Raw genomic sequence first — 24,364 nt, 5'->3', positions numbered from 1 at the left:
TTAATACCGTCTAAGCTGTAAATGGGAGATCCGATCAGTGGGGGGGCCTGGCCCCGGCTGGAAGTTCGGAAGGAGAGAAGAGAAACCTGACTAACGTTTCTCATAGGGACGGGAGGAACTTTATGGCGACAGCCATATTCTCTGATACATCACTGCTGCGTAAACGCACCCTGCTGGCGGTTTTGCTGACCTTCTGCGTCCTGGCGGCGTCTTTTTATTATCTATCGTATTTTTACCAGCACAGTCTGGAGCGTTCTGATTACGACTCAAGACTGGCGGAACTGGCGGAATCCAGAGCGGAAGCGGTTCTGGACAAGCTGGATTTATATCGCCGTGACGTTCGTTTTCTATCCAACACGCCGCCGATTCAGGGCATCGCTCGCGCTATCAATAATGACGGCTATGATCCACAGGAAAGAAACTCGCTGTTTGTCTGGAAAAACCGATTGCAGGTAATTTTCTCTGAGTTCATGAAGGAAAACCCCAGATTCGCCCAGGTGCGCTACATCGGTATAGCGGATAACGGCCGCGAGTTGGTGAGGGTGGACCGGAAATCCGGCGAAGTCATCGCAGTTCCTGAGCAGCAATTGCAAGCCAAGGCGGACCGCTTCTATTTTCAGGAAACCATTACATTGGACAACGGCAAAGTATATGTGTCCGACATCACGCTGAATCGGGAGGAGGATAATCGTCTGGAAACTCCGCATCGGCCGGCGATCCGCGTTTCCTCGCCTATATATACCGAAGAGGGCGACTTGTTCGGAATCTTGGTGATCAACATTGAGTTTACCGAAATATTTCAAGAGCTGGTTACCGACCTAGGATCGGAATACGCCACTTACCTGCTTAACAGCGATGGCGACTTTCTGGTCCACCCCGACCGCAAAATGGCCTTTGGTTTCGATATTGGCAAGCGTTATCGCTGGAGCGATTTCTATACTCGGCAAGAGGATAGCGGTGAATATGGCTATTTGAAGACCTTTCTTGGGCCGCAAGGGGTTATATACGCGGCAATGGTGGATATCCCCCTGGACACGGGCAATCCTTCTCGGCGGCTGACATTGGTGAAGGCGGTCAATGACAGCGTTTTGCAAAAGCATGCCGCCCAGACTGGCAGGCTGGTTATCGGCGCGGTGCTGGTAGTCGTATCGATATTGAGCGTTATGCTTTATCTGTTGTTGCTCAACCTGCGGCGCAGGATGCAGATCAGCCAGCAACAGGCGCGACTCGCCGCCATTGTCGATGGCTCGACAGACGCGATTATCAGTAAGTCCCTGGAAGGCGTGGTGACGAGCTGGAATCAGGCGGCGGAACAAATGTTCGGCTACACGGCGGAGGAAGCGGTGGGACGCACCATGGCTTCGTTGATCATGCCGGAGTCCCGTCTGGCGGAAGAAAAATACATTCTACAGCGATTGCGTCGCGGCGAACCGGTGAGCCATTTCGATACGACCCGCAAACGGAGTGACGGCAGCGAGTTTGATGTGTCCGTCACTGTGTCTCCGGTGCGGAGTGTTAACGGCGCGGTCATGGGCGCCGCCACCACCATTCGCGACATCACCTCGCAAAAGGCGATCGAAAAGCAGGTGAACGAACTCAACACTAACCTTGAGAAACAGGTGCGTGAACGGACGGAAGAGCTGAGTAAAGCTAAAGAAGCGGCGGAGGCGGCGAGCATGGCGAAATCCGAATTCGTCGCCAATATGAGCCACGAAATACGCACTCCAATGAACGCCATCCTGGGCATGCTGCAACTGCTGCAACGTACGGTATTGACCCATCGGCAGCATGATTACGCCGATAAACTCGAAGCCGCTGCTCGCACTCTGCTTAGCATCCTCAATGACATTCTGGATTTCTCCAAAGTGGAGGCGGGCAAACTGAGTCTGGATCTGCATCCCTTTAATATCGACCAGGTGTTTCGGGAGGTTGGCGTCATCATGTCCGCCAACCTGGGCGGCAAACCCGTGGAGCTGCTTTTCGATATCGATCCGGAGATACCCTACGACATGATGGGCGACGGACTCAGGCTCAAGCAGATTCTCATCAATCTGGTCGGTAATGCAGTCAAGTTCACCGACGCTGGCGAGATTGTGATGTCGGCCAAGCTGGCGAGGCGCAAAGATCGCGTGCTTGAACTGTTTTTCAGCGTGAGGGATACCGGCATCGGAATTTCTCCAGAGAACCTGCAGACTATTTTCGATGGTTTCTCCCAGGCTGAGGCGTCCACCTCGCGACGCTTTGGAGGCACCGGGCTGGGGCTGGCCATCTGTCGCAGGCTGGTGGATCTGATGAATGGAGAAATGAGCGTTGAGAGTAAGCCTGGCGAGGGAAGCACCTTTAAGTTCACCGTACAGATGGGCGTGGTGGGAGAAGCGCAAGAACAGCGTCGCTCCATTCCCAACCTGCACAAGCTGAATGTGCTGGTGGTGGACGACAACGACACCGCCAGAGAGATTGTCGCGGGAATGACCCAGGGGTTCGGTTGGCGCACGGATTTGGCGGCGTCAGTGGCGGAGGCGGCCGCCTATCTGGAAGCCAGTAAAGACAGTGGGCGTCCCTATGACGTCATATTTGTGGATTATCTGATGCCCGGAGAAAACGGTCTGGAAGTTTGCCGAAAGGTTCGCTCCATGGACTTCGGCGAGGTCCGGCCGATATTGGTGATGATGTCCGCACAGGGGCGAGAAATACTCGAACGTCACAGTCAGAGCGGAGACGAAGCGATGCTCGACAGCTTTATCGTCAAGCCCGTCACTGCCTCAATTTTGCTGGACTCGGTCGCGGACGCCCGGGCGGCGGGCAGGCAGGGGGCGACCGCTTTCCATTGGCGCAGTTCCGGCCAGATGCTCAAAGGGCTGAAGTTGTTAGTGGTAGAGGACAATCCTACTAACCAGCAGGTGGCTTTGGAGTTATTAACTAGCGAAGGCGCGCAGATTGAAGTCGCCAGCAATGGGGCGGAGTGCGTGGATATGGTCAAGAGGGCGCAGCCGCGTTATGACTTGGTGCTGATGGATATCCAGATGCCTGTTATGGATGGTTATTGCGCGACGGGTGAAATACGCAATCGCTTAGGCCTGACAGAGCTACCTATCGTCGCTATGACCGCCAACGCGATGAGTTCAGATAGGGAGGCATGCCTGGCTGCGGGGATGAATGACCACATTAGTAAGCCATTCGAGCTGGGGCAACTGGTGAAAGTCATCCTCAAGCTGACTGGGTTGGAGAGCCGTTTTCAAAAGGTGGCGTCGCTGTATACAACCACATCTCTGTTTACGGAGGAAGAGCTGCAGTTCACCAATAGCCTGCAGATTGACGTGGCTTCTGCTCTGGCGCGTTTTGGCGGCAACTTAAACACCTATCGGACAGCGTTATCTGGCTACAAGAAAGAGGTACTGGCGTTGCTGAACGAATGGGACGCCTATTTCTCTGTGCAAGATGATTCAGAGCCAGCAGCGAATGTCCTGCATACTTTGAAAGGCCTGGCTGGCTCCATCGGCTCAGGGGGGCATATGAATATTATCCAGGATGTGGAATTGGCCCTGCGCAGTCACGAGCTGGATGAGAAGCTGTTGGCGGCGTTGCGACGTGAACTGGAACGAACCCCGCAGGTGGTGGTTGAGATCGATAATTTACTGGCGGGCAAACAAGCAATGGACGCACCTCCTGAAATAAAGCGCCGGCCTGAACGGAGCCTACAGGAGGAGCTTAAAGAGCTGGCGGTACTGGTGCGCGCCTCTAATATGGAGGCGATTTCTTTTTTTGAAGATCTCAAGGGGAAATATGCGAATGAGTTACCGGAAGCGATTGGCGAACTGGAAGACTGCATCAACCAACTTGACTTCAGCGGTGCGCTGGAATTGTGTCATGACATGTTGAAACAGCTGGAGTCTTCGGACTATATCGGTAACTGACATGGCAATGCAGATTGAAAAGAGGCGGGCGCGGATTCTGGTAGTGGATGACCAGCCCATCAATATTCAGGCGATCTACCGACTGTTCGCCGGCGAACATGACGTATTCATGGCTACCAATGGCAAACAGGCGCTGGAGTTCTGTAAAAAGGAAATACCGGACCTGATTTTATTGGATGTGATCATGCCGGACATGGACGGACTGGAAGTGTGCCGGCAATTGAAGCTTTCCGCGGAAACGCAGGATATCCCCATTATTTTTGTCACCGCCCACAACACGCCGGAAGAGCAGGACGCCTGCTGGGACGCCGGGGGCGTAGACTTCATTACCAAACCGATCAGTCCTTCGACGGTGCGCAATCGGGTGCGCGCCCATTTGACGCTCAAGTTTCAGGCGGATCTGTTGCGGCAACTGGTGTTTCTGGATGGGCTGACTGGCGTGGCCAACCGGCGCTTTTTTGATGAGCGACTGCAGCGAGAATGGCGTCGCTGCAAACGTAATGGGCATCCATTGAGTCTGATGATGGTGGATGTGGACTATTTTAAAAAATTCAATGATCGCTATGGCCATATCGCTGGCGATGAGTGCTTGAAAATGGTGGCGGGATGCATGAAGCAGATTCTACAGCGTCCTGATGATCTGGCGGCCCGTTTCGGCGGTGAAGAATTCGCCTGTATCTTGCCGGAGACGAAAGCGGCGGGCGCGTATCAGCTGGGGCAAGAGTTGGAGGCGTCCATCAGGGCGCTGGGAATCGAACATCAGGACTCGGAAATCGCCGATGTGGTCACGGTCAGTATTGGCGTGGCTGAAATCTATCCGATAAAACACATCGAAGTCGTCGATCTGATCAAAGATGCGGATCAACAGTTATATGCGGCGAAGCAGGCGGGAAGAGGACGCGTCTGCTGCGCTGGAGAAGATCCGGGAAGCGTTTAGTCAAGATGAGGGCGCGGGATGCAATCGCTAGGTAAGGCTCTAAAGTGAAGGACGGTAAGCCCAAACAAAGCACGCTGGATTACTCCAAGTTGCTGTTGGCGGGCCAGCAGGATGATTCGCTGGGAAATCACGTACGTGAGCTGGTTTGTCAGGTGTTGGGACGCGGTAAACAGCCGGCGGCGAATATCCGAACGGCCATCGCGGAAGGGCGGCTGACGGATGCGCTGCGCTTTGCTCACACCTTGCGAGGCTCCATGGGAACATTGGGCGCGAATAAAGTGGCGGAGTGCGCGGGGGAGTTGGAGGAGTGCATTCGTACGGGGCTGGAAACCGATAAGGTGCGGCTGCTGAACGCGCTTGAGCGCCGCATGGATGCAATGCTGAAGGAGTTGGGAGAGTGGTCGCAACAGTATCCCCCATCTTCCGGCTGTCCAGTTTCTGATGGGTTGGACCTGGAAATGCTGCAACATTGGCGGGAGTTACTGGGAGCCAGCAATATGGCGGCGCTGGACTATTTTGATCGTATTCGCTCGTCCTTGGAGGCTTTATGTGAGCCCGCTCAGTTTGAGTCCATTCGCGAGAAAGTAGCCAATCTCCAGTTTGATGAAGTACTGGCGGCGCTGGACGAGTTGATGCAGGAGAGCGGTCATGCCTAGCCTGGAACGACAAGGTTAAACAGGCGTTGGCATGGAAAAAACGATGCTCGGACGGATGCGATGGTTTTTGTGGGGACTGCTGACCTTGGGGATGCTGCTGGCCATTGAGGAAGGCGTGCGGCGCTTCAAGATGAACCAGGGCGAGTCCAGAGCGCGGCTTGACTCGCTCGCTGATCGCGTCGCCAGCCAGATGCTGTCGCGCATGCAGATATATGAGTACGGTCTGCGGGGAGCAAGGGGCGCTATTATCGCCGGCGGTCGCGAGGATATCAGCTATCGCAAGTTTCTCGAATACGCTCATTCCCGTGAGCACTCCAGGGAGTTTCCCGGTTCTCGCGGCTTTGGGCTGGTCCAACGGGTCAGTCCAGAAAGTGAAGCGGCGTTTGTCGCCATGGCGCGCCTTGAACGCGGCGGCGATTTTGCGGTGAAGATGATAGGGGTTAATGACGAAGAACGTTTTGTCATAAGGTTTGTGGAGCCGGAGCAGAACAATCTGCAAGCGGTGGGGCTGGACATTGGTTCCGAACCCACGCGACGGGAGGCGGCGCTGGCGTCGATGCGCAGCGGCGAAGCTACCCTGTCTGGACCGATCACCCTGGTGCAGGCGTCAGGAAAAAAGCTGCGCAGCTTTCTGCTGCTGATTCCCATCTATCGCACGGACTTGTTCCCCGCCACGGTGGAGGAGCGAGAGCGCGACACCTTTGGCTGGGCCTACACCCCTCTGGTGACTGATGAAGTGCTGCAGGACATGGGGTTTGGCGACGATGCTTTCGCTTTCTCCCTGACCGACGTGTCCGAAACCGGCGCGGAAGATGTTTTCTACACCTCAGCGGGTTTTGATCAACCCGCTGCGGACGGCCTTGAAACCCGCATTGACCTGAACCTCTATCAACGCACCTGGCGTATGGACATCAAAGCGCTGCCGGCGTTCGTCGAGAGTCTGCATTTGCTGTCGCCGGTCCAGGTAGCGTTAATTCTGGCGTTGATTTCAGTATTGATGACGGGGTTGTTTTATATCTTCCTGGTCAACTTGCAGCGGAAGATGCATATCGGTCTGGAGCGCTCTCGGATGGCGGCCATTGTGGAAAGCTCCAATGACGCCATTATCGGGGTGACGCTGGAAGGCGTCATCACCGATTGGAACCATGGCGCGGAGTACATGTTGGGGTATCCGGCTGAGGAGGCCATAGGCTCTACGCTGATGAGCCTGATCGCGCCGCCCAATTGTCGTGAGGAAGAGAAGGACATTATGGAGCGGGTGACGCAAGGTGAAGTGGTGCCTAACTTCCATACGGTTCGCAATCGCGCCGACGGCAGTCAGTTGGATGTGTCGGTGACGGTGTTTCCGATCAAGGGCGCCAACAACAGAATTGTCGGAGCCGCCACCACGATTCGCGACATCTCGGAACAGAAAGCCATTGAGACCCAGGTGCAGCTGCTCAACGTCAACCTGGAGCGCAAAGTGACCGAGCGCACCGAGCAGTTGCGTCAGGCTAAGGAAGCGGCGGAATTCGCCAGTCGCGCCAAGTCGGATTTTGTCGCCAACATGAGCCACGAAATCCGCACGCCCATGAATGCCATACTAGGCATGTTGCAGCTGGTGCAACAGACGGACCTGACCACGAGGCAGTCTGACTACATCCATAAAACTGAATCCGCCGCCCGCACCTTGCTGGGGATACTTAACGACATTCTGGACTTCTCCAAGGTGGAGGCGGGCAAGCTGGAACTGGATCTGCATCCGTTCTACCTGGAAAAACTGGTGCAGGAAGTGGGCGTTTTACTGTCCGCCAGTCTGGGCAAGAAGAAGGTGGAGATACTGTTCGATATCGACCCTGCGTTGCCGGAGCAAGTGGTGGGCGACTCACTGCGGCTGAAACAGATTCTGATCAATCTTGCGGGCAACGCCATCAAATTCACGGAGTCTGGAGAAGTGGTGCTGAGCATCCGGTTACAGAAGTCGGATAATCCGTATCTATGGCTGTATTTCAGCGTTCGCGACACCGGCATTGGTATTTCCGCTGAACACCAGAAGCATATCTTCGATGGATTTTCGCAAGCGGAGGCCTCTACCTCTCGTCGTTACGGCGGCTCTGGGCTGGGGCTGGCTATATGTCAGCGTCTGATTCACATGATGGGAGGCGAGCTGAAACTGGACAGCGTGCTTGGTCAGGGGAGCGAGTTCTGTTTTTCCGTCCGTCTGACGCACGCAGAAGAGCGGGCGCACGCGACTTCGCCTGTGACGACGCCTTCCTTGCGGGTGTTGGTGGTGGATGATAATGAGTGCGCGCGGAGTATTCATTGCAGCATTGCTGGTCACTTAAAGTGGCGTGCGGAAGCTGCGGCTTCTGGTGAGGACGCCCTCGCTATGGTGACCACGGCAATGGAAGCGGGAGCGGGCTATGACCTGGTGTTGATGGACTGGCGTATGCCGGGACTGGACGGGTGGGAAACTATCCGACGCCTGCGGCGCATAGTGGCCGGCGCCAACGCGCCGATTATTATCATGGTGACGACTCAGGGCAGGGAGGTCCTCTCCTATCAGCGCATGGGCGAAGAGGGCATGCTGGATGGATTTCTGGTCAAACCCATCACCGCCTCCATGCTAGCGGAAGCGGTGATGGACGCTCGCGCTGGTCACCGACAACAGCGACAAATCAGCCGACAAGCCGCCCAGGCCTGTAACCAGCTTATGGGGCTGCGCATTCTGGTGGTGGAGGATAATCTGACTAACCAGCAGGTGGCGCGAGAGCTTTTAAGCGGTTGTGGGGCGTACGTGGATATCGCCGAAGGCGGCGTGGCTGGCGTGGCGGCGGTGAGGAAGGCTTCACCGCCTTACGATCTGGTGTTGATGGACATTCAGATGCCGGACATGGACGGCTATGCTGCGACAGGGGAGATTCGCGATCATCTGGCGTTTAAGGATTTACCTATAGTGGCGATGACCGCGAATGCGCTGCCTTCTGATAGAGAAAACTGTCTGGCCGCCGGCATGAACGATCACGTCGGAAAGCCGTTTGATCTGGGCGAACTGGTCTCCGTAATCCTCAAATATACTCAGCCCCCAGGGCGCGCAAACGTGGCGAGCGCTAATACGCAGGAGTCACATCCGGTCAATGCCGACAGGCAGGCGTCGCCCGCAGCGCACTTGCAGCCAGCGTTGTCTCTTGCGGAGGCGCAAGGATTGAAGCTGTGGGATGCGCTGCGCCGTTTTGGCCATGATGCCGCCGCCTACTCCAATGCAACGCGGGGATTCGTGCGGGATGTCAGCGCCATGCTGACGGAAATCCCAGACTTGCTGGCTCGTGGAGATAAGCTTCGCGTGGCGGATATGCTGCATACGATAAAGGGTTTGGCGGGCGCTGTCGGCGCGCCGACATTGGCGGAGGCTGCTGGGGCGCAGGAGCGGGGATTGCGTGGAGGCGAGGAATGGATGCCGGAGCAGAATGCGCTGGCGTATATCTGGGCGGAATTTGAACGTACGCAAAGTCTGCTGGATCAAATCGTTCCCTTATTGAATCCAACTACGACAGACATGGAGCCTGTCTCGGCCAATTATACGCTCGATGACCTTAAGGCCGGATTGAGAGAACTGGCGCAGTTAGTTAAAACATCCAATATGAACGCGCTGAAGTTATTTACGGAGTTGAACGCTTCCTATCGCCAGCAATTGCCGGCCGGCTTTAGCGCACTGGAGGAAGATATCAACCAACTGGACTTTGACGCAGCCTACGCCCATTGCCTGGAAATGTTACGGCAGATAGAGAAAGAAGCATCTACGATGCTGTCGTCTTGACGTATTGGCCAGTCTTACCATGCTGAGAAGACAATAACGCCCACTGGAAACCCATTCCAATGGGCGCATCAATTTACAGAGCCCGATCCTCAGACACTTCCAGCGACTGCAGCATGAAGCCCTTGGCTTGATCCACACCGTAAATCACCGCCTGCGCATGAGTCAGGTCGTCCGGCATTTGCACTGCGGCTTCCAGTGTCGTCCAGTCGCTGGTGTTGACGGTTTGTCGACTCACTTCAAACCATTCTTTCGCGCCGCTCAGGGTTTCATAATAGAGCCACAGGGTCGCCGCGCCATCTTCCAGGCCTTTGACTTTCGCCTGCAGGCGGTAAACGTCGCCGGGCTTCAGGTCGCAGGTCAGGTTAACGCCAGCTGTAGGAAGGTTGGCGGCGTTTTCCACTTGCAGCACGCGGGTCAGTTCGCCATTGATATCCACCTCGACGACAGAGAGTTCGTCCTCGCCCTCAATCCAGGGATAGATTGCACCTGGTTTATTGTCTGAGAAGTCAATCTCAATGCTGTCCAGATGCCACCCTGCTGTGGGTGCGCCTGCGGCGAACTGCATGGGCGTTCCCCTGGCGTTGGCGAGCTGCTGGTCGCTGCGGCAGAAATTGGCGACCTGTTCCGCCGCCAGATTTAGCGCTAAGGCATTGTTGGCTTGCAAACCGTTGCCGAGATCGCCGCCGATCGCTACTTTCTCGGACTCCTGGCAAGGCGCGAGGCCATACTCGCAGGCCTTAACGTCTGGCGTGGAGAAATAAGGCGCCCATGGGGTGAAATTATGGTCCTGAGGGTAGGCCATGATGGTGGTGACGTCGCGGGTGGCGCCGCCGCCATAACCGAATGCAAAAGTATATTGTAGGGGATATACCTGGGCTTCGACGGCTTCCTCAAGTGTGGAAATCGTGGCGAATGGCAATGCTGGACTATAGAAGCCCACGCCATCCAGCGCCTGGAATATCTCTTCCAGCTGCGCCTGATTGTCAATGAACTCTTGTTGCTCTGTGGGCAAGCCGTGTCCCAACCCAAACAGGTGACCTAATTCGTGCGCAAAATGGTAGGCGGTGACGTTGTCTCCAAAAATATCAATCGCGCAACTGGGGTTCACATCAACCAAACCATAGGCGCTGTCGATATTGCTGATGGAGAAGACGCCTTTGTTGGCCAAAAGTACGCCTGGCGCGGCAACGCCACAAGTGTTTGACGCAGGGTCATTTTGATCGTACAGCATCATTACCAGGTCGGCCTGATAACGACCGCGCAGCTCACGGACATAACGGTTCTGCTGCAAGGACTTCAGAGAGTGGACGGCGCCTTGATTGTCCACGCTGAGGGTTGCGTCGGGGATTACTTCGCTGTGGACCAGGTTCAGCTGAATATCCACCTCGCTGTTAATAAAAGCCTGATTGGTGAAAGCGACATAGTCGGCGATCTTTTGTTGGATTTCTTCGCTGTTGCTGGCGTACTGATCCTGCGCTTGAGCGCTGTATACCACCATAACGTCCACGCTGTGGGAGGGAGTCGCCCAAGTAAACGGCGATAAACAGGCGCCTATAGCGATAGCCATTGTTTTTCTTAATTGAATCATTGTATTAAAAGCACACAAGTAATAGTTGTATTTAAAAAGGGCGGGCAATATACGTAAATGATCTGAAACGTTTAAGTCCTAATATGTACTTACGACTAAGAGCGAACAGGGGATAGGTGAAAAGGGGGATGCAATTGCCTGATTTTTTTGAACTTTAAATGAAAAATAAGATAATTTGTTATCTTTAGGTTCTCAACAAGGACGTTAGCTCCTATGATATGGCCCTGCTACTTTGAATCCGCATTATGGAAAATTAGAAAAATGAACAAAGAGGACTCTTGGAGTCTGAAAGACGATCCCCCTTATGGAAAAAGGGGCGTCAGCGCATTCACCCTTATCGTCGGCTTCGTGTTGAGCTTTCTGTCCGGTTTGGGACTCTGGTTGATGAAAGGGCCCGTCGAATATCCTTCTATGACTTTCTGGATCGGCGCCACCCTGATGGGCCTGCCTCTGCTTGGCGCGATCGAAATGAGTCACTGGATGTACGACAGAAAGTTCGTCAGCAAACTGCCAGGCTCGCTGCGCATACTGTATGGCGTGATCATTGGTCTGGCGGAGCTGCTGATTCTGGGCGGGATTGTTCTCTTTCTGTCCTCACTGGTGGCTTTTTAAGACAGGTGCGCGGCTCTGAGTCGCCCCCATACTCCGCTCCTTCCAGTAATTGCCTGTGTTGGTATAAGGTCTCCAGCCAGTCTGCTTCCTCCTGAGTCAGTGTCCACTCTGTTTCATCCATGTCATGCAGGCGCGCGTATGCGGTCAATGCGACCTTGCTGAGCTGTCGGCGCTCTCTTAACCATTGCGGGTTGGCGTTTTGCAGTAAGCGTAGAGGGCGAAATTCAAAATACAGGGTTTTACGAATGCGGTCGCTGACAATGGGCGCCGAAGCGTGAGGCAGTCTGACATCGTGGATCAACAGGTCTCCTGCGTTGACCGGCAGCTTCGTTGGCGTTATCTCCAAGCCGGATAATTTAAGCGTTAATTCGCAGATGGACGCGCCGGATAAATGATGTTCCGGTAAAACCTGTAAAGCATCTTCTTCAGACGTGGCTGCATCCAGATAGAGCCCCAAAGTAAAGATGCGGCCATTGTGCTGATGATTCATGTCGCGATGCCACTCAACCCGGCTGGCGTTGGCGGCGGAGCGCACCAAGAGTGATTCGTATATACAGACGGCTTCGCCTTCGCACAATGTCTCCGTCAAAGCTCTCAACGATGGCTGGCCCAAGAAGTACAACGTATGAGCGCCGAAATAACGAAGAAGCTCATTGATGCGGAACAGAGCCTGGGCGCCGGTGAAGGCCACATGTTGTGCAGGAGCTTGCATACACTCACGCAGCACGTGCGCCAATCTGTTGTTATAGCGCGCAATCAGGTCAGGGGAGATAAACGCGGGGCAGTGGGTGTAACCTACGCTGTCCAGTTGCGCCTTGTAGTTCATCATCACAGGCCCTGTCTTTGCCGACAAATAGAAGGAAGCTATTCGTCTTCCTGATTAATAGTACCCAGGCTCAGTCAAAGGACTTTCTCGCTTCGCTAAACCAGATCTGCTCGTACCAGCGCCGGTAAGGGATATCGCCGCCAAGGTTATAAATGTCCATTTTCTGTATGTTTTCGGAGGTGATGAGCAGCGGTTGGGAGACGTAACCGCTGGGCGGCGTTCCGGCGAACGCCCTGTTCAGCTCATCCGCCAGTTGCCAGCCTTGTAAACCTGCTGGCTCCGCTACGGTTGCAACCTGGGTGGACAAGCCGGTGCGAATGCGGTTCAGGGCTTGAAATGAACCGTCTCCAGCGGAGATATTGAGGATATCGGTACGATTGTGTTTGCGCAGCGGGAAATTAATGGAGTCAAAATAGAGATCGTTGATGGCCAGACTGTGGGTCCATGCGCTTCCGAACTCCGCCGCCAGCCTGTCCACAGCTTTGGGAATCTCCGTCACGGTTTGGCCAAGACTGATGTTCTCTATGGACAGCACCCGGCAGCGGTCGCAGCGAGAGATGATTTTGCGCATGTTTTCGGTTTTGGCGTTGGCCACTTCAAAGCGAGGGTCGTTGAAAATCACCACGCCAACTTCTCCTTCACTCCGGCTAACTACATATTCCGCGGCCATTTGCGCTACAGCTTGCGAGGGGGTGGCGATATTGGTAAACAGCTCATCGGTTGGACCGGGCTCCGCCGCTGCATGCCATCCGGCGAGGATGATTCCGCTCCGCTTGACGATGCGCGCTTCGTCGCGGACGCTGGAGAGGGATACGCCGCCCAGTACGATGGCGTCCGCCTTCGAACCGCCTGCCTGCAGCACCGCTGACTTGGCGTTCGGCACATTATTCTTGCTGTCGATATACTCCAGCTTCCAGCCCAGTTGCTGGGCCGCAAACTGAAAGTGCCGATACAGGCTGGAAATACCGCCATTGTTGGAATCCTGAGAAATAAACACGATGCTTTTGCCTCGCTGCGCAGCAGGCCCTGTAGTCGGGCCGCTCCACAGCGGAAGGGAAGCGTCTTCGACGTGACTCTCCGCCTGAACGCAGCAGGTTGTCAGCAGTAAGATAATGGTCGGTAGCAAAAAGCGCATGGATGTCCGTATTTGCGGATTCACTGCAAAGTATAGGGTTGTCCAAGATAAACGTATTCTTGATTAAGTATATAGCAGAGGATTTACGAAGAACTGGAATGAAATAGAGCGTAATACCCAATACTGGGCGTCTTATCAGGTTGAGTGGATGGAGCAATAACATGGCGATGCCGACGGATAATCATCGTGGATAACATAGCGTACCGCTGGAGAAGCAGCGGCAATGACGGCTGGTTGGACGTATATGTCGAGCTGGCGGAAGCGCCTTGCCAATTGTTGTATGAGCAGATTATCTATGGCTCTGATCTGAGCTACTTCAGCATCACCCCTGCGTACGTGGCGAAACTCATCAAAACTGCATTGGATCAGGGTTGGAACCGAATCCAAAACGGCCCCGCCTTCCGAATCAATACTTAATCAGCGAACCAGATGATTCACACCAGCGGCGACTACCACCATGTCTATCTGGAAGACCTTGAGATAGTTAGAACGAAGGATAGAGTGAGCTATATCCAGTGGCTGATGGGGTCGTAATCGCCATTGGCGCTCTAATGGACAAAAGTTTACGCAATCTTGTGTGGTTTTATTTGCTGCGGGCCATGTTGCGGCGCGTTATGATCCGCCATCGGTTGAGTGCGCTATCGCCCTAAGCTACTCTTAATCAACGAATAAAATTCTAGAGAATGTCGGCTGCATGTATAAAACGATACTGTTGTTTCTGTTTGCCTGGGGGATCGCTTGTCAAAGCGCCTGGGCTGAAGAGAGGGCGTATCGTTTTGTCACCTTGGAGTTTCCCCCATTGGAGTTTACCGGGCAGGACGGTAAACCTACTGGCGTCGCCGTCGAGGTGGTGCATCGTATTATGGCGGCGTTAGGGTTGCAGGTGAGCATAGACGTGCATCCCTGGAGCCGCTCATTGGACCGGGTGCGTAAAGGGGATGCGGACGCTATATTCACCGCCTACAAAACCCCGGAGCGAGAGCAGTTTCTGGATTACTCCAACGTGGTGCTGATTCCCCAGGTTATCGCGTTGTACGCCCGGAAAGACTCCCCCATAAACTTCAATGGCGACTTGCTCGCGCTGCAGGACAAGCAATTCGGCGTGGTTTCCACCATCAGCTATGGCGCGGTGTTTGATCAAATGCGCAATCAACTGAGAGTGCAGCGAGTCGAAGATATCGAACAGAACTTCAAGAAACTGATGCTGGGTCGGATTGATATTCTGATCAGCAACATTTACGTCGCGGACTGGGAGTTGAAGAAGACCGGCTTCAACAAGCATATCTCCCGATTGCCGCTGGAAGTAGAGCGCCTGCCCAGTTTTATCGCCTTTTCCAAGGCGCGAGATTTGACGGCTTTGCGCGATCGTTTCGACAAGGAATTGCTAAGACTGAAGGAGAGCGGCGAATTCGACGCCATTGTCGCCAAGTATGACCTGACGGTGCCGCCGGATATTCAATAACATAACCCCGCCAGCCGCAAAGAAGTGAAGAGGAAACAGAATGCATAGCGACTTCAGATTCAGATCAGCCAAGCTGAACCAATTGCTCGACAATGAAATCAGAGAGGGGAACAGCGTCTGGAATGTCACGCGGGGCGAGCAAGCGTACCTGGTGGAAGAGTTCAAAACCAGCGCCCGGGATCTCGGCTTGAAAAGCGAGAGAATGGCGGATCGCAATATCAGCTTTCTTAGATATGTCGATCCGGAAACCGGCGAATTCCTCCAATATGACTACTCCTGGTAATCCCAGAAATAGTCTCGGCTTGCGCATTCTCTCCTTGTGTTGGCCCGCCATTAAAGCCTGAGACCTCAGACACTGTTTTCCGCCATATCGGTCTGGGGCGTCGCCGCCCATGCACATAGCAGCAGACAGCCTGCGGCGGCGCTCAGGAGTACGGCGCCAAGGTTTTGCAGCCATCCGGAAGCAATTAATCCAATACCCAGTAACAGATAATAAGCCAACCCAAACAGCGCCCCCGCCGCGCCGGCGTTCGCCCGATAACGCACCAGCGCCTGACTGAGAATGTTGGGGATAGCGATGCTGTAGCTCATCAGGGTCAAGGACATCGGCGCCAGGAACCAAAGGCTGTGTTGAGTCAGTAGGACGCCCAGGCCGCCCAGCATCGCCATGCCTATGCCGGCGCGGATCAGTTGCGTCGGGGACATGCCGCGCCTTAATCCCGCCTGATTCAGCAGGCTGCCCGCCAGCGAACCGATGGCGAGGATGACGCCGCTGTAGCCGAATTCGACCGAAGTGTACCCCAGTGACTCGAATATAAACGGAGCCAGGGAGTAGTACGAAAACAGCATGAGGTTGAACAGGGCCACCAGGGCCATATGGCGCAAGACGTACCCGTCCCGCGCCAGCTGTGACGCCAGGGTTTTCAATGCCACCGCGTTCAATATAGGCGGACGGGTTTCCGGCAATTGTCTGGCGCTGAGTCCCAGCAATGCAGTCGACATGACGAATAAGCCGATAAACACGCTCAGATAGCCGCCGAACGCCGTTAATAATCCACCGGCGAAAAATCCCAGCACTGGACTGATCGCCATACCCAGTCCCATGACGGCGAACATCTTCGCCAGCTCGGTTCCACGGTAGGCGTCGCGTAACATGGTCTGCGTCACCACTGACCCGACCGCCGCGCCAAAGGCGCTCAGGGCGCGCACGAACAACAGCGTTTCAAACTGATCCACGATCAGCGCCGCCGCAGCGCTGAGGCTATACAGGCCCAGCCCGCAGAGCATGGCGGGGCGACGGCCGATGCGATCAGCCATGCCGCCCCAGAATCCCACTCCCAGGGCGAAGGCGATAAAGTAAATGGAAAGCGTCTGCGCCGCGGCGTGTTCGGGCGTGGCGAAGTGATGGGCGATATCCGTCAGCGCCGGGCTATAAATGGTTTCCGCAATCTGTGGGAACATCAACAAGGTGAACAGCAGTCCTGTCGCCGGTTTGTGCGATGTCATACTTCCTCCAATGAGCACATAAAGGCGGCTATTTTAGGGACGGAAGTTGTGGTCAAATAACATAACCGGATCATAAAACCACAAGATAGAGACAGATGGCGCTAATAGACGGAGAAGCCCAGTTCGACGCAGACCAACTGCATAACGCTGTCATCGGCGTGGCGGCGGAGGTGGGCAGCCATGATTCGGGCATGCACCACCATAAAAAAGCGCAGTTGTTGTACGCTCCTAAGGGATGCATGAACATCACGCTGGATACTATGCACTGTGTGCTGCCGCCGACCCGCGCCGCCTGGATTCCCGCCAACACCCCGCACTGCGTCAGAATGACCAACGTGGTTGCTTATCGCTCGCTGTATTTCGACTTATCCCGCAATGGGCCGCTGCCCGGCCGTATCAGTATTTTTTGCGTTAGCGGACTCATGCGTGAGTTGATAGAACGAATGGCGTTCTGGCCCTGGGATATTTCCGAAGAGAAGCAGCGCAATACGCGCGCGTTGTTTTGCGAAGAACTCAGCCTGGCGAAAACAGAAGCGCTGCAACTGCCATTGCCGCGGGATAAACGCCTGTCCGGCTGGCTGGCGAGTCTGAATCACCCGGACGCACTGCCAGACCCCTTGAACCAGCTTGCCAACCGAGTCGGCGCCAGTAGTAAAACCATCACCCGACTTTTCAACAAAGAGACGGGCATGTCCTATCAGTCCTGGCGCCAGCAGTGGCGACTGCTCAAATCCATCGAAAAACTGTCGGAAGGCCTGAGCGTCAACGACGTCGCCTATGCCCTGGAATTCTCCAGCGACAGCGCTTTCATCAGCTTCTTCCGCCAACACACCGGGCAGACGCCCTATCAGTACGTGCGGCGGGGATAAGAACGATCAGCGGGAAAATTCTGCGTCGGAGTAGGGCTGTAGTTTTGTGCATACGAAGCGTTTCAGTTCCTCATTGGAACAGCCGTCGTAATATCCCAGCTCCGGCTCGAAATAATACAGGTCATTCAATAGGGCGCGTGCGCAGCGCATTCTGACAGGCTGATCCGCGGCTTCCGCCATGCTGATTAGAAGGTCCAGCGCGGCAAGCGCCGCAGGATAATAAACGCCCTGATGGTTATTCCCGAGCGTGTTCAATACTGTCTCGCCGACTGCTTTTGAGGCGTTTTGATCATGGAGTTCGATGAGAGCAAGCAATGACGTAATCAGTTTGTTCGGCGCATAGAGGTTGGGGCCGGAGTATTGCAGCCAATCGATATCGCGAAGTCTGGCTTCAAGGCTTTTGTCCGCCATGGATGCTTAGCCCTCCTGCGATCCGATCGTAGAGACAAACTTCCCGCTAACCATCGCCGCCAAGTGTAATGCGGTTTCAATACCGGGCTTGGGATGAATTTGTTGCAGTCCGAGGAACAGGCCGTAGGCGACTTGAGCGAGTTCCCCGGCGAGGCTGTCTTCGGCGCCCAGATCCAGATAACACTGTTTAAGATATTGCTGTCGTTGGTTGTCGATCTTCACCAGGTGTTCAGCGATCTGGGCGTCTTTCAACGCCCAGGCGCGGATATGCATTTCCGCTTCGATATTGTGTGCGGCGATGACCTGATCGAGTTTTTTCAGCCGCTCCAGAGGCGCGCCGGCGGCGTCCGCCTGCTTGATAAACTCCATGGTCATGCGCTCGTACCAGTGACTCATCAATGCATCATTAAAGTCTTGGCGATTCTCGAAGTGGTGATAGAAAGAGCCCTTGGTGACCTTCAACGCCTCACACAACGGCATGATCTTCAGGCTATCAGGGCCTTTGTTCACCAGTTGTTTAAGCGCAAACTCCAGCCAATCGGTTTTCGATAACTGCTTGGATTTTGCGGGAAGCGGGGCTCTGACTTTCTTGCTGACCATGATTAGATGCGTCCATCTTTGACTGCGTTATGAATGACTACCCGGGCGATCAGCCAGTGAAAGGGCTTGATCATCGCCATATACAGGCGTCCCGTGAGCGTCTTCAGGTTCACCAGTGTGGAGACCACCACCTGTTCGCCTTGTTTGGAGACGGACAGATAAAACTGCATATGCTTATCTTCCGTAAAGCTGACGATTTCGCTGGCGTCAGCATGGATAACGTGCATGAACGCCACGGCGTCCCCAACCTGGAGGTCGCGGGGAGGGAAGACACTGCGATCATCCGTAAACGTCCGCCCAACTTCAAACCCCAACACACCGACAATTCTATTGCGCAACGCCATCAACGCCTGCACCCACAGAGGCATCACCGTGAAAATAGCATTCTGCAATTGTCCGGGCGTTAACGACTTATTTGAGACCGGCGCAGCAAGCGCGTCGCGAAAATAGGGACGAGCGGCGCGTTGGCCGAGATAGTCATCGGTAGGAATCGGTAAAGCGGAAACGCGAAAAAGCTTAAAACCTGACATGGCGTCCTCCTGAATTTTTAAAACATACCGTGAGGTATGGTATGGATGATATTGCGAAAAAGCAGTGGCGTAAAGAGGGTGACATAAAGATGAGAGTGACGGCTGGATAATTTGGGGCGATGAATCAACCATGTCCTGTCACTATCCACCGTTCGCCCTGAGCCTGTCGAAGGGCCTCCCAGAGAGTTAACGCAAAGACACTGGCCCATATTCAACGGATAGTGTTGATGGGAAGCTCTGCTCCTTTCAAACGCTCTGGAAAGCCCTTCGACAGGCTCAGGGCGAACGGAGTAGAAATAAAGGTCAAGTGAAGTGACCTCTGAACGCTATCGTTTTGCGCCCGTCATTCGTTTCACGTATGAAGTGAAAGAGCGTCTGTACTGGTCATGGATGCAACATTTGGACGATTCTAATATCATCCGCGCCAGCTGGGGCCAAAACACCCACTATTGGCGTTCGAAATTTGAGTATTGTGCTGTGGATTTGTAGGCGAGAAAACGAGGATGGATGTGAAACCTATCAGTGGCTATCAAATATGTGCTTTTCTTTCCGCAGGACTAATGTTGGGTGTCAGTACTGTAATATTTGCGGTGGCTATACCCGAGCTTCTGCCGTCTTCTATTGCTCTGTTTATGGTAATAGTTTCCGTCTTGCTCATCGTTAGTGTAAGGAGAGCGGGCGCTACAGCTTTTACTCAGAAAATTCTTTTGTTGCTGCACATATTAATCCCGGTCGCGATTCTAATCCTGATTCAGAGTTATTCCCCTCATAGCTTCTTTTGGTTTTGGAGTCCTCTGGTGGCGCTGTCGGCGTTAGGAGGGTTGCTTCTCTTCCCAAAGCAACCAGGAACTGGCAAAGAGTAAGGCTGAGGCTAGGTATTTGATTATCTGGAGTCATCCAGGAACTGTTTAGTGATGTCAAAAAGATTAAGAAAAAAGAACGTGCTTAGACGAATCAACTCAGCCTTTTCTAATGTAACGCTTGAGGACGGGATTAGTCTGCGTGAAACCGTAGAGATAGATCATTACAGAACCGTACCTAAGAGTTCAAAAGCGAGAGATCAGGATGAAGTGAACGATTGGCGCAAGCTTCTGGGCTCTACGGATATTCAAGAATTATGTTGGATCGGCGGCATACATTTTTTTGATCCGAAAGGTTTCAGGTTCCATATCCCTGCCTATCTCAGCCTTGCTGTTCGTCAAACGCTGAATGGCGATATTTTTCAAAGCATGATTTCCTGTTTGGTTGATCCGGCAGAATATAGACAAGACGGTTTTGTGGTATTTAATGATGCGCAGCGAAAAGCCATCTTTGAAGCCATTATGTATCTGCATGACTTCGAGCTTTATCCTTTGAATGAGCAGGAGATGGCTGGGGCGAAACGGTACTGGGGATAGCGGCTTTGGAATACTGGTCAGGCAAGTGATTTTGTAACGCCATTGTCATCTCCCCGCCTTTGACGTCACCAGCTAATTGTCGCTATCTTAGGCGCTGAATAGAGATGGCCAAGCAAGCCTAACTGAGGGCGTCAAATGCAAAACAAACATCCCTTCACCCTCCTTGAAAACGGAACTCTGGGTCTGGCTACGCTGGTGTTTGGCGTGATGGCGGGGTTCTTCTGGACTTACACTTTCAATGTGAATCTGGCGATGATGCAGGTCGATGGCGAGACCTACGCGAGGATGCAGTCTTTGTTTAATCAAAATGTCCGGCACCCCATGTTTTTTGCTTTCTTTTTTGGCGGCGGCCTGTTTTCAATCATTGCATTGCTGGCGAATTTAAGGCAACGAAAAACGCTCTCGTTCTGGTTCATTGTACTGGCGGCGGTCACTTATATCGGGGGCGTTATTATATTCACCAGACAAGTGAATCTGCCCTTGAATTACTACACCGAATCCTGGGTTCCCACCCGTTTGCCTGCCGACTGGATGGAGACCCGAAACAGTTGGAATGACGCCAACGCTATACGTGTGGCGACCTCTTTTCTGCCGTTCCTGTTCTGCATTTCAGCCTTGGTGATGAGAACCTTCAATCAAGGCGCAGCGGCGAAGTCCTCGTAATATCGATCAGTTTAAGGGGTTGCTTGAACAGCCATGCTTATGGATGCGTGCGTCTTGGTCTGGTAATTTACTTAATGTTACATAGAATGATTTTTTTAGAGCTATTACTAATCCTGGAAGAAGAATGAAAAAGTTACTGGTTATCTCTTTATTGGCGCTGAGCTCGCTTTCACACGCGGAAGAAACGAAAGAAAATACAGTCACGGACGCAACCAAATCCGTTGTGTCCGGTATCGTCAAATTTGGCAAGGATTTATTGGAAGGCGCGGACGAAGGCGTCGATGAGGGCAGAAAAACAGGGCAAAGCCAGGATGGGGCGATCATCGTTGATAACGGCGCCGATCTGGAGAAGAACCTGAGCGTCGAACTGCTGTCCGTCAACAAAGAAGGGGACAATGGTTCCTATATCGAACTCGGTTTCAAGAATGCCAACGACAACCCCGTACGCATTATCAATTTGAAAGATTCCGAAAACATTATCGCCATTGACGCTGATGGTTATGCCACCAATCTGGCCAGAGCGGGCGATAACCCCATAGACGTGACCATTCCCAGCAAAGCAGGCAGAAAGCAGCGCTTCCATTTCGATATACCGGCGGAGTCGGTTAAAGAAGTAAGAATTATGGGTAAAGTGCTTTCTCTTTAAGAGTACATTTATTTTTTCGAGCTTAGGCGACAACTTCTCTCCCGATTGAAGGCATTCAGCGGAGATGAATCTGCTGTTTTGACACATGAAAATCACGGAAGGTTTCTATGGTCAATTATCAACTGTGTCATGCCCTCATCCACCGTTCGCCCTGAGCTTGTCGAAGGGCCTCCCAGAGAGTTGACTCAAAGACACCAGCCTTATTCAATACCCGAAGGCGACAATCCCCTCACTGCTAATAATTTAAAGCTGCTATGGAAGAAGATTATTATTTTTGCTACATGGTCTCATTGAGAATCATCGGAGATATTGATCATTTCGATGAAATCACAAAGGTTGTAGGAGTAAAGCCAACTTACTCACATAAGAAAGGCGATAAACGCTCACCACGAAGTAAGCCGTTTGAACGGGACGTATGGATTTATAGGCCCGAGATTGATGAGCATAAACCACTTGCTGAACACCTGGACTCATTATGGGCGACAGTTAGCGCTAATGTTGAGAACATAAAAGCGCTTAAGGAAAAGCTACAAGTGGATATTTTTTGCGGTTATCGCTCTGATTGCGATCATGCAGGTTTTGATGTGCCGTATCAGAGTCTCACTATCTTTCAGGCGCTGGAAGTTCCGTTTAGTGTCTCTGTCATTGTGATTCGTCCAGATTGAGGTGAGTCAGCATGCAGACGGACCGTTGCTTTTCCGCCTTAGTTCTAGTGTCGCCTAACTGCAGAATGACATCATGAATAAAATCGCCCTCATTCCAGTTATCGAAATTCTGTATCCAGCGGAAGTCACAGAGGCGGAGGGGCCAGCGCCGACTGGTTCCTGGCAGGCGGAGCCGGAAGCATGGGATGCTTATCTGAGGCGGCTCAATCGTCGTCTGGGCTTTAGCGATCTACGCTCATTTCCCCTTGGTTCGCGGAGGTATCCCGTTGCCGGTCTGACGCAGACGGATATCGCTTTAGCGATTGATCTGCACCTCGGAGATACTCCGTTGCAGGAATCCTGTGGATTATTTGGTGGGCTGGTTTTGGTCGAAGGCGCCACGCCGATATTGATCCCTCAGTGTTGTGGAATGCTTGCCGATATAGCCTCTTGGGAAGCGCTTACGAGACCGGAGGCGTTTTCGGAATCCTTTTGCCTGGAAGGGCATCCCTGTCCCCAGGCGATTACCGATTCTGTCGAGGTGGAGATTCAATGTATTGAGGATATGGAGCCTTTCGAAATGCCCGCTCCCCTGAGTTACAGGATTTCCCGGCAGTCTCTCTGTGACGGGCTGGAAGAGGCGAAGCGACTTCTCAACCATTTTGCCGCCAAGGTGGAAGTTTGGGGGCGCGAAAGGGGTTATACCGGGGCGGCGGATGTATTAGTCTACGAAAAATAACGGTCGGGTCTGTGTATCGAAAATGCGTTGACTGAAGGAAGTAAGACGGCCTCTCTGATGAGGCGCAGTCAGCGTGCGGCTTCTCCCTCAAAACTAACAAGGAGTTTCCATGAGTCTTAACGTTAAACAAAGCGGTAATCCCAAGGTTGATAGCTTTCTGGACAGGGCGGGGCGCTGGAGCGAGGAGTTGGCTTTGCTGCGGCGCATGGCCCTCGATTGTGAGCTGGTCGAAGAGTTGAAATGGGGCAAACCCTGTTATACCTCTCAGCAAAACAACATTGTTATCTTGCAGGGGTTCAATGACTTTTGCGCTTTGCTGTTTCCTAAAGGCGCCTTGCTGAAAGATCCTCAGTCCATCTTGCAAAAGCCGGGAGAAAACACGCAAAGCGCGCGTCGAATTCCGTTTACTACAGTACAGGATATCGCCGATAAGGAAGCCGTCATCAAGGCCTATATTCAAGAGGCGGTGGAGGTCGAAGACGCTGGCCTGAAAGTGGATTTCAAGACCACAGAAGATTACGTCATTCCCGATGAGCTGCAGGAAAAACTGGATGAAATCCCCGCCTTTAAAGACGCTTTCAATGCCCTGACGCCAGGACGGCAGCGAGGCTACCTCCTACATTTTTCCGCACCCAAACAATCCAAAACCCGCGCCTCGCGGGTCGCCAAGCACATGCAGCAGATTATGGACGGCAAAGGACTTAATGACCGCTAAGGCGAGAACGCTTTAAATCGGTCGTTGCAGACAAATGGAAGGAAGCTATTTGTCTGCCTGATAGATAGTGCGGCGGCCAAGGCTGAAATCTCAAAATCTCCCCACAATTCAATAGAGTAAAGCTTAAAAATCTGTATTATTAAGCCGATGTCTATAGTTAGTTGAAGTGTAAAAGGAGTAAGGGTTCATGGCGCAGATATTTGAAACAGAAAGGCTGATTCTCAGGCCGCGGGGACTGCAGGATGTAGAGGCCTGTATCGCTATGGATAAAGACCCGGAAGTCACTCGTTACATCCCAGGCGTTTATGACGGATCGGAGGCGCACGTTAATTTCCTTCTCTCGCGCATCAATGGCGACTTCGGCGAGCGTCGCGGCTATTGGTCCATCTTCGCAAAAGATAACCCGGATGAACTGCTGGGCTGGGTTTCCTATATACCCATGGACGCAGTGGGTCCCGAGTTGGAAATGGGCTGGCGCCTGGTGCGCAGAGCCTGGGGCAAAGGCTACGCCACCGAAGCGGCGATCAGGCTTGCTCAATACGCCTTTGAAGACCCCGAACTGGATATGCTGACGGCCATCGCCCATATCGATAATCAGGCTTCCATCAAGGTGATGGAGAAACTGGGCTTTAAGTATATCCGCGACAGCGAATTCGAAGGCGTGGCCTGCAAATACTTTGAACTGACAAAAGCGGATTTCTTGCGCTACTGGGGATAA

General features: G+C 53.3%; 23 protein-coding genes. 16 read left to right on the top strand and 7 right to left on the bottom strand.

The window, feature by feature from the left end; translation table 11 throughout:
- The first annotated feature begins 122 nt into the window (after positions 1-122).
- Genes AC2IBB_RS19100 through AC2IBB_RS19085 form a run of 4 tightly spaced genes read left to right on the top strand, consistent with a single transcriptional unit; the run spans position 123 to position 9,303 of the window.
- Positions 123-3,914, top strand: a complete 3,792-nt coding sequence (locus AC2IBB_RS19100; protein WP_486328349.1) for a response regulator — start codon at positions 123-125, stop codon at positions 3,912-3,914.
- A 1-nt stretch (position 3,915) separates the two neighbouring features.
- Positions 3,916-4,851 (top strand): GGDEF domain-containing response regulator, encoded by a 936-nt coding sequence (locus tag AC2IBB_RS19095; protein ID WP_486328348.1) that lies wholly within the window; start codon positions 3,916-3,918, stop codon positions 4,849-4,851.
- 44 nt (positions 4,852-4,895) lie between these two features.
- On the top strand, positions 4,896-5,507 hold the full coding sequence (locus tag AC2IBB_RS19090; RefSeq protein WP_486328347.1) for an Hpt domain-containing protein: 612 nt from the start codon (positions 4,896-4,898) through the stop codon (positions 5,505-5,507).
- A 31-nt stretch (positions 5,508-5,538) separates the two neighbouring features.
- Complete coding sequence (locus AC2IBB_RS19085) at positions 5,539-9,303, top strand: CHASE domain-containing protein (RefSeq protein ID WP_486328346.1); 3,765 nt, start codon at positions 5,539-5,541, stop codon at positions 9,301-9,303.
- Between the two features lie 73 nt (positions 9,304-9,376).
- Here AC2IBB_RS19085 and AC2IBB_RS19080 read toward each other — a convergent pair whose 3' ends face one another.
- On the bottom strand, positions 9,377-10,870 hold the full coding sequence (locus AC2IBB_RS19080; protein ID WP_486328345.1) for a M12 family metallo-peptidase: 1,494 nt from the start codon (positions 10,868-10,870) through the stop codon (positions 9,377-9,379).
- 282 nt (positions 10,871-11,152) lie between these two features.
- On the opposite strand from AC2IBB_RS19080, the gene AC2IBB_RS19075 reads away from it, so the two are divergent.
- On the top strand, positions 11,153-11,503 hold the full coding sequence (locus tag AC2IBB_RS19075) for a hypothetical protein (protein ID WP_486328344.1): 351 nt from the start codon (positions 11,153-11,155) through the stop codon (positions 11,501-11,503).
- On the opposite strand, the gene AC2IBB_RS19070 is transcribed toward AC2IBB_RS19075, so the two are convergent.
- Positions 11,433-12,332 carry a phytanoyl-CoA dioxygenase family protein gene (locus AC2IBB_RS19070; RefSeq protein ID WP_486328343.1) on the bottom strand — a complete coding sequence of 300 codons (900 nt, stop codon included), beginning with the start codon at positions 12,330-12,332 and terminating at the stop codon, positions 11,433-11,435. The genes AC2IBB_RS19075 and AC2IBB_RS19070 overlap by 71 nt on opposite strands.
- A 67-nt stretch (positions 12,333-12,399) precedes the next feature.
- A complete protein-coding gene (locus tag AC2IBB_RS19065; RefSeq protein WP_486328342.1) occupies positions 12,400-13,464 on the bottom strand; it encodes a substrate-binding domain-containing protein in 1,065 nt (354 codons plus the stop codon).
- A gap of 186 nt (positions 13,465-13,650) precedes the next feature.
- Here AC2IBB_RS19065 and AC2IBB_RS19060 point away from each other — a divergent pair, with 186 nt between their 5' ends.
- From AC2IBB_RS19060 to AC2IBB_RS19050, 3 genes are all read left to right on the top strand, one after another.
- Positions 13,651-13,881: a hypothetical protein gene (locus AC2IBB_RS19060; RefSeq protein WP_486328341.1), complete on the top strand. Its 231-nt coding sequence runs from the start codon at positions 13,651-13,653 to the stop codon at positions 13,879-13,881.
- Between the two features lie 277 nt (positions 13,882-14,158).
- Positions 14,159-14,926 carry a substrate-binding periplasmic protein gene (locus tag AC2IBB_RS19055; RefSeq protein WP_486328340.1) on the top strand — a complete coding sequence of 256 codons (768 nt, stop codon included), beginning with the start codon at positions 14,159-14,161 and terminating at the stop codon, positions 14,924-14,926.
- Positions 14,927-14,966: 40 nt separating this feature from the next.
- Positions 14,967-15,209: a hypothetical protein gene (locus AC2IBB_RS19050; RefSeq protein ID WP_216738750.1), complete on the top strand. Its 243-nt coding sequence runs from the start codon at positions 14,967-14,969 to the stop codon at positions 15,207-15,209.
- Positions 15,210-15,274: 65 nt separating this feature from the next.
- Here AC2IBB_RS19050 and AC2IBB_RS19045 read toward each other — a convergent pair whose 3' ends face one another.
- Positions 15,275-16,432, bottom strand: coding sequence for a multidrug effflux MFS transporter (locus AC2IBB_RS19045; RefSeq protein WP_486328339.1), 1,158 nt, complete (start codon positions 16,430-16,432; stop codon positions 15,275-15,277).
- 95 nt (positions 16,433-16,527) lie between these two features.
- On the opposite strand from AC2IBB_RS19045, the gene AC2IBB_RS19040 reads away from it, so the two are divergent.
- A complete protein-coding gene (locus AC2IBB_RS19040) occupies positions 16,528-17,301 on the top strand; it encodes an AraC family transcriptional regulator (RefSeq protein ID WP_486328338.1) in 774 nt (257 codons plus the stop codon).
- A 6-nt stretch (positions 17,302-17,307) separates the two neighbouring features.
- Here the strand turns inward: AC2IBB_RS19040 and AC2IBB_RS19035 are convergent, their stop codons facing one another.
- Genes AC2IBB_RS19035 through AC2IBB_RS19025 form a run of 3 tightly spaced genes read right to left on the bottom strand, consistent with a single transcriptional unit; the run spans position 17,308 to position 18,842 of the window.
- Complete coding sequence (locus AC2IBB_RS19035) at positions 17,308-17,712, bottom strand: hypothetical protein (RefSeq protein ID WP_486328337.1); 405 nt, start codon at positions 17,710-17,712, stop codon at positions 17,308-17,310.
- A 6-nt stretch (positions 17,713-17,718) separates the two neighbouring features.
- Complete coding sequence (locus tag AC2IBB_RS19030) at positions 17,719-18,312, bottom strand: TetR/AcrR family transcriptional regulator (RefSeq protein ID WP_486328336.1); 594 nt, start codon at positions 18,310-18,312, stop codon at positions 17,719-17,721.
- A gap of 2 nt (positions 18,313-18,314) precedes the next feature.
- Positions 18,315-18,842, bottom strand: a complete 528-nt coding sequence (locus AC2IBB_RS19025; RefSeq protein WP_486328335.1) for a DUF2867 domain-containing protein — start codon at positions 18,840-18,842, stop codon at positions 18,315-18,317.
- A gap of 914 nt (positions 18,843-19,756) precedes the next feature.
- On the opposite strand from AC2IBB_RS19025, the gene AC2IBB_RS19020 reads away from it, so the two are divergent.
- From AC2IBB_RS19020 to AC2IBB_RS18990, 7 genes are all read left to right on the top strand, one after another.
- A complete protein-coding gene (locus tag AC2IBB_RS19020; protein WP_486328334.1) occupies positions 19,757-20,239 on the top strand; it encodes a DUF6714 family protein in 483 nt (160 codons plus the stop codon).
- A gap of 135 nt (positions 20,240-20,374) precedes the next feature.
- Positions 20,375-20,902 carry an anthrone oxygenase family protein gene (locus AC2IBB_RS19015; protein WP_486328333.1) on the top strand — a complete coding sequence of 176 codons (528 nt, stop codon included), beginning with the start codon at positions 20,375-20,377 and terminating at the stop codon, positions 20,900-20,902.
- Positions 20,903-21,026: 124 nt separating this feature from the next.
- Complete coding sequence (locus AC2IBB_RS19010; RefSeq protein ID WP_486328332.1) at positions 21,027-21,548, top strand: hypothetical protein; 522 nt, start codon at positions 21,027-21,029, stop codon at positions 21,546-21,548.
- A gap of 254 nt (positions 21,549-21,802) precedes the next feature.
- Entirely contained in the window at positions 21,803-22,213 is a 411-nt protein-coding gene (locus AC2IBB_RS19005; RefSeq protein ID WP_486328331.1) for a DUF4279 domain-containing protein, read from the top strand.
- A gap of 73 nt (positions 22,214-22,286) precedes the next feature.
- Positions 22,287-22,931: a hypothetical protein gene (locus AC2IBB_RS19000; RefSeq protein WP_486328330.1), complete on the top strand. Its 645-nt coding sequence runs from the start codon at positions 22,287-22,289 to the stop codon at positions 22,929-22,931.
- 109 nt (positions 22,932-23,040) lie between these two features.
- The gene (locus tag AC2IBB_RS18995) at positions 23,041-23,646 is read left to right on the top strand and encodes a YdeI/OmpD-associated family protein (RefSeq protein ID WP_486328329.1); all 606 of its coding nucleotides are present in this window, start codon (positions 23,041-23,043) and stop codon (positions 23,644-23,646) included.
- A gap of 187 nt (positions 23,647-23,833) precedes the next feature.
- Positions 23,834-24,364 (top strand): GNAT family N-acetyltransferase, encoded by a 531-nt coding sequence (locus tag AC2IBB_RS18990; RefSeq protein WP_486328328.1) that lies wholly within the window; start codon positions 23,834-23,836, stop codon positions 24,362-24,364.

The organism is Hahella sp. NS-SX17 (assembly GCF_057367735.1).
Note: the sequence above shows the minus strand (reverse complement) of the source record. Positions and strands in the feature narration are given on the sequence as shown.